General features: G+C 55.7%; 11 protein-coding genes. 1 reads left to right on the top strand and 10 read right to left on the bottom strand.

Features of this window, described 5'->3' with window-relative positions:
• Positions 1 to 57: 57 nt before the first annotated feature.
• Complete coding sequence (thpR, locus tag E4J93_RS07485) at positions 58 to 588, bottom strand: RNA 2',3'-cyclic phosphodiesterase (RefSeq protein ID WP_187231664.1); 531 nt, start codon at positions 586 to 588, stop codon at positions 58 to 60.
• 311 nt (positions 589 to 899) lie between these two features.
• Between thpR and E4J93_RS07480 the strand changes: the two genes are divergently transcribed.
• Entirely contained in the window at positions 900 to 1,460 is a 561-nt protein-coding gene (locus E4J93_RS07480) for a ferritin family protein (protein WP_147588844.1), read from the top strand.
• A gap of 73 nt (positions 1,461 to 1,533) precedes the next feature.
• Here the strand turns inward: E4J93_RS07480 and E4J93_RS07475 are convergent, their stop codons facing one another.
• The 9 genes from E4J93_RS07475 to E4J93_RS08125 all read right to left on the bottom strand — a co-directional run.
• Positions 1,534 to 1,989, bottom strand: a complete 456-nt coding sequence (locus tag E4J93_RS07475; protein WP_147588843.1) for a nitrous oxide-stimulated promoter family protein — start codon at positions 1,987 to 1,989, stop codon at positions 1,534 to 1,536.
• A 6-nt stretch (positions 1,990 to 1,995) separates the two neighbouring features.
• Positions 1,996 to 3,915 (bottom strand): DUF2130 domain-containing protein, encoded by a 1,920-nt coding sequence (locus E4J93_RS07470; RefSeq protein ID WP_255431968.1) that lies wholly within the window; start codon positions 3,913 to 3,915, stop codon positions 1,996 to 1,998.
• An 83-nt stretch (positions 3,916 to 3,998) separates the two neighbouring features.
• Positions 3,999 to 4,325, bottom strand: a complete 327-nt coding sequence (locus E4J93_RS07465) for an HIRAN domain-containing protein (RefSeq protein WP_147588842.1) — start codon at positions 4,323 to 4,325, stop codon at positions 3,999 to 4,001.
• A gap of 133 nt (positions 4,326 to 4,458) precedes the next feature.
• On the bottom strand, positions 4,459 to 5,133 hold the full coding sequence (locus E4J93_RS07460; protein WP_147588841.1) for a metallophosphoesterase: 675 nt from the start codon (positions 5,131 to 5,133) through the stop codon (positions 4,459 to 4,461).
• 111 nt (positions 5,134 to 5,244) lie between these two features.
• Entirely contained in the window at positions 5,245 to 5,694 is a 450-nt protein-coding gene (locus E4J93_RS07455; protein WP_147588840.1) for a hypothetical protein, read from the bottom strand.
• Complete coding sequence (locus E4J93_RS07450) at positions 5,684 to 7,702, bottom strand: AAA family ATPase (RefSeq protein ID WP_147588839.1); 2,019 nt, start codon at positions 7,700 to 7,702, stop codon at positions 5,684 to 5,686. Before E4J93_RS07450 ends, E4J93_RS07455 begins: the two co-directional genes overlap by 11 nt.
• Positions 7,699 to 7,872: a hypothetical protein gene (locus E4J93_RS08130; RefSeq protein WP_187231663.1), complete on the bottom strand. Its 174-nt coding sequence runs from the start codon at positions 7,870 to 7,872 to the stop codon at positions 7,699 to 7,701. Before E4J93_RS08130 ends, E4J93_RS07450 begins: the two co-directional genes overlap by 4 nt.
• Entirely contained in the window at positions 7,862 to 9,976 is a 2,115-nt protein-coding gene (locus E4J93_RS07445) for a DEAD/DEAH box helicase family protein (protein WP_147588838.1), read from the bottom strand. The genes E4J93_RS08130 and E4J93_RS07445 overlap by 11 nt, the downstream gene beginning before the upstream one ends.
• 2 nt (positions 9,977 to 9,978) lie before the next feature.
• Positions 9,979 to 11,922: hypothetical protein (locus E4J93_RS08125; protein WP_222705709.1), on the bottom strand; the 1,944-nt coding region annotated here is incomplete at its 5' end.

Genomic DNA, 11,922 nt, shown 5'->3' with positions numbered 1-11,922 from the left:
GGGAGCCCTCCCTATTTGTCACCATCGAGATGTAAACAACGTCTTGGCACTTAACAGCTAGCCGTCGAGCGCGCAACGATGCACGAGCGTGTATGTAGGACCGTTCGACCCCAATGTGCTTGCATAGAGTCCAACGGTGGTTGCAACGACGGGTTGCGGCAGCTCGAGATGCGGAAGCGCATCGCAAAGCACGCGCGCATGACGCGCAAGCGTGATATGGGGCACGAATTCATGGGGATCAAACGGCAGGCCGCGCCCTGCCAGCGCCGAGCGAAGCCGTTCGGCCAGAACAAGCAGCTCCGCGCGGGGCTCCACGCCCATCCACAAAACCGAGTCGATAGGCTTGCCGAACGTCCCCAGCTGCGAGGGGGCAAGAATCGCGGGAGCGGATTGCGCTGACAGATCGTTGAGAGCCGCGACCGCATCATCGACCTGCCCCTCGTCCAGCTCCCCCATGAACGCAAGCGTGAGGTGGTAGGACTCGCAGGGCACGAATCGACCGAGCAAGTGATCGGATAGCCGCTCCGTGCACGCGCATAGTTCGCGTCGTAGCTGGTCTGGAACATCGAGCGCAATAAAAACCCTCATCGATCTCCCCTCCGAACGGTCCATCGAGATGAGCCCACTCCTTATTTGTTCATGTATAGCATGCACGACCTGCAGCTTATACGGCAAGAGACAACTTGCCTCCATTCCTTTTTCTACCCCTTTCACGCCTCTGAATGAATCCTTTTTGTAAGCCATGGTTTACTTATTGCGATGTTTTTGAGAATGAGTATCAATATGAGTCTAGATAAGGGCCATTAGGACATAATGGGTCACGTACCAAGTCGCGGTTGCCTGGAGAGGAACATCAGGCCAAGCACCGCGCATTCGTCTGCGACCGAATGGAGAAGGCCATGAAGTTTGTATGCCCCGTTTGCGGTTTCGTTGAGGAGTTCGACGGCGAGGAGCTGCCCGCCGATTTCAAGTGCCCCCAGTGCGGCGTCTCTGGCGACCGCTTCACCAAGGTTGAGGAGGGCAAGATGACCTGGGCCGCCGAGCACATCGTGGGCGTTGCTCACGAGGAGGGCGTCTCCGAGGACATCATCGCCGACCTGCGCGCTAACTTCGAGGGCGAGTGCTCCGAGGTTGGTATGTACCTGGCCATGGCTCGCGTTGCCCACCGCGAGGGCTACCCCGAGATCGGCCTGTACTGGGAGAAGGCCGCCTACGAGGAGGCCGAGCACGCTTCCAAGTTCGCCGAGCTCCTGGGCGAGGTTGTGACCACCTCCACCAAGAAGAACCTCGAGATGCGCGTTGAGGCCGAGAACGGCGCCACCGCCGGCAAGTTCGACCTCGCCAAGCGCGCCAAGGCCGCGGGCCTGGACGCCATCCACGACACCGTGCACGAGATGGCTCGCGACGAGGCTCGTCACGGCAAGGCCTTCGCCGGCCTGCTGGAGCGCTACTTCGGCTAAGCCGAACGCGCGCTTACATTCTTTAAGCCCATGCAAACGGGAGGCTCGCATCGCGCGGGCCTCCCGTTTTCTTCTATCGCGATGAGCGGACGCGCCGTCGCTCCCGTTGCGACTCGATCATATGGCGTATCGCCATCGCGGGGTGATGGAAGAGCATGCGCGGGCCCGCGTACCGCATCACCGTGCGGATGCGCTCGCGCATCTCGGGGCGGTAGCAGTGCACCGTGCAATTCGAGCAGAACGTCTTCTCCTCCATGAACGGACAGTGCTCGCTGCGCGCGCGGGCATACGCCTCGAGCTCGGCACATTCGGGGCAGAGGTCCCGCCGTTCCCCGGAACCCCGCCCCCGAGGGGCCGCCCCCTCCCGTACCTGCTGCATCTCGCCGCCCCGCCCTCGCAGCGGCGCCGGACGACGCGCAGAATGATTACCCTTGCAGTACAGGGTAATCATCTGGCTCACGATCTCCTGCTCGCGCTCACGCTTGCGCTTCAGCGCATCGGCCGTCAGGCGCGGTTCGCTCTTCCCCATCACCCGCTACACCTCGTAACTATCCGCAAGATCGGGCTCGGCACCCGGCGCCTCCTCGACGGTGACGCCCTCGCGGGCAGCACGCTCCGCTTCCTCGCGGGCCTCGTCGAACTTCTCCTTCATGGTCTTGTTGCCCCAGGCGAGCTTGCGGATGCTGAGCCCCTGGGCCTTGTCGTTCGCCAGACGCAAATTGTTCTCGCTCGAGATCAGGTTGTCCTTCACCTTCTGCAGGTGCTTGATGGTGGTGTCGATCTCATCGATCGCCGTTTGGAACTTGCGGCTCGCCAGGTCGTAGTTCTTGCCGAATCCGGATTGGAACGCCTCGAGCTTCTCCTCGAACCTGGTGACGTCGATGTTCTGTTGACGAACGAGCGCGAGCTCCTGCTTGTAAGCAAGTGAATTCATGGCAGCGTTGCGCAGCAGCGTGATCATGGGAATGAAGAATTGCGGACGAATGACGTACATCTTCTGGTAACGGTAGCTCACGTCCACGATGCCGGCGTTGTACAGCTCGCTCTCGGGCTCCAGCAGCGTGACGAGCACGGCGTACTCGCAACCCTTCTGACTGCGATCGTGATCGAGCTTCTTGAAGAAGTCCTCGTTCTTGTGCTTCGTGGCCGTGGTGTCGTTCTCGTTCTTCATCTCGAACATGATGGAGATGATCTCGTTGCCGTCCTCATCGCACTCGCGGAAGATGAAGTCGCCCTTCGTGCCCGCGGACGCATCGTTGTCCTTTTCGAAATAGGCGCGCGGGAAGGCCGTCATACGCAGGCGGTTGAACTCCGTCTCGCAGTGCTGCTCCAGGGTCTCGCCCACCATCTTGGTGGAGAGACGCGCCTTCATATCGCGCAGGCGTTCGATCTCCTCGTCCTTGAAACGTATGATCTCGGCGTTGGACTTGCGCGCCTGCTCAATCTCGAGCGCATGGGCGGCTTCGAGCTGCTGCTTCTCCGCAGCGCGGATCTCCTGCTCATGAGCGAGTTCGAAGCGGGCGGCGTCCAGATCGCGGCTGAGCTTGGTGCGCTCCTCGTCGAACGTCGCACGGGCCTCGGTGAGCGCCTGCGACACCGCGAGGTCGCGCTGGGTGGCGCCGGCATCGAGTTGGGCCTGCAGCGAGGCGATCTGCGCATCGCGCGCCGACACATCGCGGACGAGCTCGGCGCGCACGGAGGACTCCGCGAGCTTGGCCGCATCCTGCTGGGAGGCGAGCTTGGCGTTCAGCGCATCGATGGTGCGCTGGAACTCGCTGGCACTCGTCTGCGCAGCCGCGCGCGCCTCGGCGAGCTCCCGCTGGTGCTCGGAACGCTCCTTGGCGAGCTGCTCGCGCAGCTCCTCCTTTTGATCGGCGGCATCCTGCTGGACCGCCATGCGCTCGCGCTGCGCGGCGACTTCCACGGCCGACTCGCGCTCCTCCTGGGCCGACTCGAGCTTGGCAGAGAGCTCCGCGATCCGTGCGTCGCGCTCGGCCAGACCCTGCTGCAGCTCTGTCGCGGCATCCGACTGGGCCCGCTGCAGCTCCGCCGCCGCACCCGAACGAGCTTGCTGCAGCTCCGCCGCCGCCTGGGCGCGCGCCTGCTGCAGCTCGGCGGCTGCCTGCGACTGCGCCTGCTGGAGCGCGCGATCAGCCTGCGCCTGCGCCTCGCGAAGCTCCGCCGCCGCGCGGGCGCGCTCATCCTGGAGCGTCGCCTGGAGCGCCGAGCGCGTCTTGGCGAGCTCGCTTGCAGCGTTGGCGCGCGCGAGCTCGAGCTCCTGATCCTTCTCCCGACGCAGAGATGCCGCGCGCTCCTCCACCTCTCGCGCGAACTGCTCGTCGCGCACCTGGCGGACGATGCCCTCGTAATCGCTCTCGTCGAGGTTGATGACCGTTCCGCACTTGGGGCACTTGACCTGGTTCGCGATACCCTGGTTCATATCGTCCTGGTTCATATTCGCTCCTACTCCGCTCGCCCGCCGGTGCGGGCACCTTTCAATAGGCAGACTATACCCGACCGTGCGGACACGGCTCGCGACTAGCGCGCGTCCTTCACGTAGATCGCGACGCGCAGCTGTTTCCAGGGGTCATTCTCCGGGGCGACCTGCATCACGCGGCATTCGAAGATCGGCGCGTGCCCGTAGTGGAACAGCACCGAGAGCGTGGCGGTCATCTCCGCGGGGACGTAGCCCAGCATCTCGCCGCGCACCTTGATGGCGATGGCCTGGGAGTCGTGCGGATTGTCCGGCTGAGCCTCGAGCGTGAGCTCGTCACCGGGCTTGAGCTGCGAGAGCACCAGCGCGCCCTCGTGATATTGGAACCCTGCGACGTAGAAGTTCATGATGTTGCGTGACGGCTCGTACATGATGGCTTCCCTTCCCTTGGGAGCGCGGCCGCACCTGCCGCGGCCGCGCCGGGACCCCGCGCCTGCGGGACGCCCCTTTGCTGTTGGGACCACCATACGGGTTCGCGCGGACACGGATTCTTAAGCGCGATCGCTATGTGTCGAGACCAGCCTCGTCCTGGGAAAAGCCGAGTTGCACCGGATCGACGCCACGGAAGAAATCGAGGATCTCGTCGCGGCTCACCGGGGCGTAGCCGTTGGCGTCCACGCCCACGTCGTAGCGTAGGATGCCGCGCTGGCGGTTGCGCTCGTTGTAGGCGCGATCGGCGTGGATGTGGCCATGCAGCTGGATGGATCCGCGACGCTTGCCGTTCCAGCTGAGCATGGGGTAATGCGAGAGCACCATACGCGTGCCATGGCACTCGCCGGGCTTGAGCTCGAGGTAGTCGAGCACGGCTTCGAAGGGAGCATCGGCGGACGCGGCGGGCGCAGGGCGCATCGCAGAGCCGCTCCCCCTCTTGGCACCGCCCCTGCCGTTACGGACGACATCGCGCGCCGGCGGCTCCAACAGGCCCCAATCTTTGTCGTGGTTGCCACGGATGAGGCGCACATGCTCGCAGTTGATGCGCTCGCGCAGGCGCAGCGCCTCGGCCACGGTGGTGCGATACGAGAAGTCGCCCAGCACGTACAACGTATCGCGACAGCTTACGCGCTCATTGATAGCCGCAATAAGCCGCGCGTTCATCTGCTCGATGGAGCCGAACGGCCGCTGGTTGCCGCCGAGGATGTTGCTATGTCCGAAATGGGTGTCGGCGGTGAACCAGATCATGTGCGGGTCCTTTCGGAATTAGGCAACCGTAGATCCGTACATCTTAAAACAAGGCCCCCATCACCAAGCCATGAAGATGGGGGCGCTCGCAAAGACATATAGGCTTATAAACTAAATTGGCTCACCGGTGTATTGCTTATACAGCTCATCCATATCGCAAACGAAGGCATCAGCGATCTCATCCGAGCTCGCATTCTCATCCAAATCGCCCTCAATAAGTTGAAATCCACCATTGGCAAACCGTTCGATCAAGTCAAACGTACCGTTCTCATCCTGGAGAACATCGGGGTCATCAAGACCCGACTCGGCGAACCTCATTGCATGAACCAAAGCCTTATACCGAGGCGTAAAATACTCAACACGAACGAAGCCGCCGTCATTACGCGAAGAAAGCTCGGGCTTCAACCCATGTTTGAAACCCATAGCCATAGCTAGGATGACGCGGTCGACATTCTGCATTCCCGCAAAAATCGGCTTATCCATTCTGGGGACAACGACATCTTTAACACGTTGATCCACCGACAGCGTCGTCCGAATGCCCGTCTCCCTCTTAATTGCCACGATTCTCCACCTCCGGCTTCAGTATGTGCGTCTCTTCCGAATCGAGCTTCAAACGAATGTATGTTGCCAGCGCGGGCTCAAACTCATTCTGAATCGATGCCGAATACTCATCAGGCGTGAATGCAAGAATCAGCTGCTTACCCTCACTCACCTCGACAAGCGTATGGGCAAAGTTCTCTCGATTCTCGCCCGAAGCGCGCGCAATAGGCGTATCGATGAACAAGGGGGATTCGAAGCCCGACACTTCATGCATTGCCAACGTAAACGAAAGCGCAAGCAAGGATCTCTCCGCAGCCGAACAAGTACCAGCGCAGGAGAAATTGGACTTGTCGTACAGGGAGGGTATGTAATTGCTAGAAAGCTCGATGCGATCACATTTCGAATCTTTCCACACCAAGCCCTTGAAAAGCTCCTCCGTTCTCACGGCCATCTTTTCACGCGTCTCGTCAACGATCGCCCGTTCTGCATTCTTGAGCACGTCCAACGCACGGATGCCAAAATCCACCATCTGGCTTAGCTTCGCAGATCTCTCCGTCTTTTTCGCCTCGTCGGCAAGCTTCTTTTTTAGCCTATCGATTTCAGTTTCAAGGCGCGGAATATTAGATTGCCTCGTTCCGATCTGGCGGCTGCATTCCTCGAGCTGTCTCTGGAATGCGGCACGGTCTTCATAATTCTGCTTAACAGCAGCCCCTGTATCGGCATATTGGGCAGCCCGAGCTTCCAGATCTTTCAGCTGATCCTCAAGCTCGTCCAATTCGCGCTGAGCAGTATTGAGCGCTTCTATATACCGCTTTCTTTCAACAGGATAGCCTTTTACTGCATTGAGGGAACGGGTAAGCTCCGACGTCATTGACGACAGTATGTTTGATGTCCTAGAACTAACCTTATAGAGCTCAAGCAACTGTGTAATCCGGCTTCTCTCCTCCTCGGAGAGTTCGTGACCGCACACCGTGCATTTGCCCTCCGCAAGAGCCGCCTCCAATTTTCCCGGATCGATCGATGGAGGAAGCTGGCCATCGCTCTCGAGCGAACGAATTCTATCCAATGAGCCACGCACTGCGGGATATAGATAGAAGTCAACAACGCGCTCGCGCGCGAACTTATAATAAGCGCTTTCGGCGTCGTTGACCCGCTTCTGCTGATCATCCCTTTTCCTTCGAATGCTAACGCACTGCCTCTCCAGCTCGCCAACATTCGGAACTCCAAGCAACTGATCGTTAATCTCGGTTATCTTTTGCTGAAGCTCAGCAATCTCCTTGTTCTTCTCATCGATGAAGTTGCGAGCGCCAGCCAGCGTCTGCTCCTTCTGCGCAAGTGTCACCTCGAGCTTGCTGGTATCACTCGAGGTATTTGCAGCAGCACGCCGCTGATCCTTCACAACCGAATCAAGGCGCTGGATCATGGTCCTGATCAAATCGATACGCGAGATCGAGTAGACCGCCTCCTTGATCCTATCTCCTTCCGTCGCCTTAAAGTAAGAATTCAACTGCTCACCGTCGAAGAAAAAATAACGACGGATCGAAGCTGGAAGCAGCTTGTTGAGATACTCCTGCGCGCTCTCCCCCTCGAGAGGATAATCGGATCCCTGGGCACGAATAATCGTTACGGACAGACGCTCTTCCGCCGACTTTTCAAAGAAATCGCCGTTGCCAGAGACATTAAAGGGCACTTGCCTGACAACGCGTATCAGTTTGGCGTCGGCACCGCTTCCATCATCGATGTCGATCTGCACCCTAACATCAGCAATGCGTAAACCTTGTTTGGCATACTCGGCGATAACCTCTTTGTTGAGCTTGGGTTCAACCCTCTGCTTACCAGCGTCTTTACGACTCGTCCCAAGATGCGGCTCCTCACCATAGAGACACCATGTGAACGCATTCAGCAAATTGGTCTTACCCACGCCGTTGTCGGCAACGATCACCTGAAGATCGTGCCTACCCTGATAAAACGTCAATTCCAAGTCTCGATACTGACGATAATTACTGAGCTGAATCGAGCGAAACCTCACTTTTCCCCCTCCTTTTCAGCATATGTTTTGAGCATGTCCTCATACTCCTTCTTATAGCGACCAGAACCCTCAGCCTCGTAGGTAATCAAGGCACGAAGAAACCCGAGCAAGGCGCTATCGCCGTTCGCCAACTCTTCGATTTTCTTCATGACACGCTTGTTAATTGCCATTTGCCCCTCCAAGCAAATCTCGGACCTGAATGAGAACGTCAGTGCTGTTCAGCGCGTTCCTTCTCATATCCTCAATACGCACTAGCTCTTGTTTGAACAACTTCCTTTCAAGAGCGATGTCGCCCAACGCCTTCAACCGATCCCAGTCGGGAACCACAACGAAGTCGTAGATATACGCTTTCTCCTTACCTTGAGATCGACGGATCACACGTCCAACACGCTGGACGTATTCACGTGGATTAGTACTGCTGGAAAGCAGAACAGCCGTCTGGGCCTGAGGAATATCAATGCCTTCATCAAGGCACTTGATCGCAACCAACGCCTGCAATGAGCCATGTTTGAACGATCGAATCAAATAGTCGCGCTCGCTCAATCCATCGAATTCACGACAAGGCCGCGTTCCCTGGTCTTTGGTAAAACGTTTTGCGGCAATACACTGGCTGGATAAAATTGCCTCAACCTCATCGATCCTTCGGGGAGACGTGAATACGATTAGGTTTTGGTGATCGATTTCTCTTAACAGCGACCTAAACCTACCCAGCTTCGCCATGGCGTCTTTTTTGATATTGGCTCGTTTCATCAATAGTCGCTCAAGACGCTCCTCGGCGTCAGAATCAGAACTAAATGACAGTCTGGATATTCGGCGGCTCAGCTCAGCGTACTCGTCAGCTTCCTCACTATCAAGAGAGACACACTCGAGATGGTACTCATAAGGGCAAAGGAAGGTTTGGCCCGTTAGCGGATTGATCGTCTCCTGCGCCTGTCTGATAGTAAACTCGTACGATTGATCTCCAAAGTACGAACGGATTACACTCGATCCTTCATCATCAAACCAACGTGAAGGAGTCGCAGATAGCCCGATCCTATACTTATATGAATCCAAAAGCGCGCATCGGAACTGCTTTGAACCAAGCCCGTGAACCTCGTCCCCCACGAAACACAATGAGACGTTATCAGGCACATGCTCAAGCGCTTGTGCAAGCCGGCAATTTGAAGCGCTCTTATGAGTTGTGAAAACAATCATGCTATTAGCGCGACCAACCGCTATGCGACGTATGCCCGCGCGAACATCGGCGGCCCATTCTTTGCTTGTTCCTGACGAGGAATCGGCAAACACGATCAAATCAAATTTCAGGCCAAGTGCCTCCACCTCTTGCGCCCACTGTCGCGACAAGGTGCTTTGAGGAGTGGCTATAACACACACCACCCGGCCTTTAGTGATCAGCAAATCCTGAACGCAAGCCAACGCAGTACGAGTTTTTCCCGTTCCCGTCGCCATCTCAAACAACATCGAGCCGCCAACTTCACGCCATTTTGCAAAAGCCTCGCGTTGATAAGAAAATAACGAAATGCGCGTCACCTTTTCTCTTGATTCGTATCTCGAAAGCGCACTATGCTCCAGCTCGAAACCTTCGCCAATTGAAACCAGTTTTTTGCAGAAAGCGCCATCAGGCTTAAAGGTTCTAACGCGAGGGTGCTCGTTATGCCACAAGCACTCAAATTTCTTCTCATCTGATTCAAAAAACTGTTCCTGGCCGTCATCCCAGCTCTTAAAGACCTTGAACTCTTCTGAATTAAACAGCCAACCTGAAGCCGTCTCATTGATAGAACCGCTAAACGACAGGGCGGCACCCTGGGAATCGCGCATAATGCCAACCTTTTGATGAAATAGCTGGCCCTCCTCAATCTCACCTTGTTCATCAACAATATACGCAACGCGCATATCGAGATCACCTTTTGCGAGCATCCAGCCGAGCGCGCGAACGTGATCACGCGCAATCTCATCTGCAAGCATATCCACATCACCCAAAGCAGCGGCCATGCTCAACTCAACGGCTTCAAACTCGTTTGTTGTTGCAGAGCGTATCTGTTCAATATCCTCTTTTGCAAGATGCGGACTCACAATTAAACGCATCCCGCCCTGGTTTGCGATTAGGCCCGCAATTCCTCGAGCCGCCAAAGCTAGACTTGCCGACGAAAAATAGCCGACACTCCTATCGTAAGAAATGGATTCCCTCAATGCAGGAATATAGAATGACGAAACCGGGTCCTCGCCCTCCAGCGTTTCATATGCTGGAAGTATATCCAGCTCACGAAGACCCATCCTTACCTCCCCACATTCTCAAGGGCATAGCGAAGCTCGGAATCCCAATCGCTGCATTCGGATCTAATCAAATCCAAAATGGCACAAATATTGGGCAGGCGTCGCGCCCTCGTCGAGTCGGCGAACGGCTTCAGATAATCAGAAATGCTCACCTCAGTGTCAAAGGCGGCAGTCAGCACATGTTGAACTACAGGAATGCGAAAAGCTAAACGAGCAGCCATGCTCTTCTTTTCAGCATCATCAAGGTTGCAAAAAAGCCCTCCGAAAGGAGAAGCAGACACCTTCTTGACATGACCGTCGGGAACTATGTCCGCAATATCTAAAAGAGCTGCCAACTTTGAATGGTTCTCGCCATATTTCTTGTTTGCAGCCGGCTTCTTGCCCGATGTCTTGTCGAGATAGATCCCCATGGCGTCAAAAGCCTGCGGCTCCTCGAGTTTTTCAAGCAGCCCGGGTATTCCGTAAGCAATCTCGAGCTTACTAAACTGCGGAACGTTTTGCGGAGAAACAATCTCCTTATCCTCTATGGAGCGAACGGCAGCGAAGATATCATCGAGACGCGCGCGCTTGATTTCATTAAACAGGGAACTTATTGCATTTCCTTCGATGAGACCCTCTTCAACAAGCTCGTTCCCGCAAACCGAATCAAGCTTCTTTTCATAATACGCTGTAAGTATGGCACCGTTATCCATGCAGCCCGTTGCATAATCCGTCCAATATCCCTCCTGGCAACCACGCTCTTCAGGCGTAATTGCCCCAAAGAATCTACGCCCATAACGCTTCATCATGCTCATCTCTTCAAAACGAAGGTCAAAATACTTTGCAGCTATCTCTGGAAACTCCCGCTCGAAATCCGTCATGGCTTTATATGCAGAGCAGTACGTTCCAGGAGTCTTGTGGTATTGCTGATTCGTCTCACAGAACTCCCTAAAGGATTTCTTTTTGAAGAATTGCGGCTGATTGCACCACCGGGCAATGTTGACGTAAAGGGACCGCCAGCGACTTGTTTTATAGCTCTCGTACCGCATAATGTAAGGAATGCAGTCGTATTTCATCAAGATTGATATGCGCTCGAAAACGGATTCGATGTCCTTTTCATCCTGAGAATCGAACCCACTCAGAACATAAAGACGCGTGCCTTTGTCAGTCCACGTGCGCCACAGCTTGAGCTTACGCTCAATGCGCTCCCTATCCTGAATATGGTCGAAAGCAAATATGAAGTCACCATGATAACGGCATCGAGAAAGCTCCTTGGCTTTATCGTTTGTCATCAAGCGGACATCAAGCCCCTGGCGAAACTGGAACGGCTTGCCAGTTTCCTGTAGTTCATGCAAAACGCTTTTCCAGTCGCTAAATGCCAGGAAGTTATCATCCCACAGATAGATATACGGACGGCTTTCATCCAAAAACTCTGACACAGGAGAATGCGGATGAACACGATCGTATTTTTTGTTTACGCAGAAGCTGCATTTTCTAAAACAGCCTCGCGTCGTAAAGCCAATGGAGTAATCCAGATAATCAGCAAGGGCGCTGCGTCTCCTGCCCTTAGCAAGCTGCTCGTCAACATAGGGCTGATACAACGAATAGTCAGGCTTACTGTGCTCCACCTCATAAGGCAAATCCTCGCCACCATCTGGATAGATGCCAGTACCACCAAAATGAACATATGGAAGGTCAAGGACCTGCTCATATAGCTTTGTAAACGAGAATACGCATGAGAGAAAAATCTCATCGTAATCCTCGATGCCTTCATAACTCATCAAAAGCTCTACCGAATGGCCATGAGCTTTACAGAAGGAACTTATTTTTAATAGAGCAAGGTTGGGATGGCGCGTGCCATGGTCAATGAGGTCGGCATCAATTATGCCGATTCTCAGAGCACCCCCCATTACAGTTTGAGCCGTCCGTAAGGGCGGCTCTTTCACCTTCAAGGCATTACGATTGGG

Source organism: Collinsella sp. BA40 (assembly GCF_008014645.1).
In the GTDB taxonomy this organism is placed as follows: domain Bacteria; phylum Actinomycetota; class Coriobacteriia; order Coriobacteriales; family Coriobacteriaceae; genus Collinsella.
Note: the sequence above shows the minus strand (reverse complement) of the source record. Positions and strands in the feature narration are given on the sequence as shown.

Coding starts and splice junctions, on each gene's coding strand:
- thpR (WP_187231664.1), bottom strand. CDS start 588: ATGAGGGTTTTTATTGCGCTCGATGTTCCAGACCAGCTACGACGCGAA.
- E4J93_RS07480 (WP_147588844.1), top strand. CDS start 900: ATGAAGTTTGTATGCCCCGTTTGCGGTTTCGTTGAGGAGTTCGACGGC.
- E4J93_RS07475 (WP_147588843.1), bottom strand. CDS start 1,989: ATGGGGAAGAGCGAACCGCGCCTGACGGCCGATGCGCTGAAGCGCAAG.
- E4J93_RS07470 (WP_255431968.1), bottom strand. CDS start 3,915: ATGAACCAGGACGATATGAACCAGGGTATCGCGAACCAGGTCAAGTGC.
- E4J93_RS07465 (WP_147588842.1), bottom strand. CDS start 4,325: ATGTACGAGCCGTCACGCAACATCATGAACTTCTACGTCGCAGGGTTC.
- E4J93_RS07460 (WP_147588841.1), bottom strand. CDS start 5,133: ATGATCTGGTTCACCGCCGACACCCATTTCGGACATAGCAACATCCTC.
- E4J93_RS08130 (WP_187231663.1), bottom strand. CDS start 7,872: ATGGCAATTAACAAGCGTGTCATGAAGAAAATCGAAGAGTTGGCGAAC.
- E4J93_RS07445 (WP_147588838.1), bottom strand. CDS start 9,976: ATGGGTCTTCGTGAGCTGGATATACTTCCAGCATATGAAACGCTGGAG.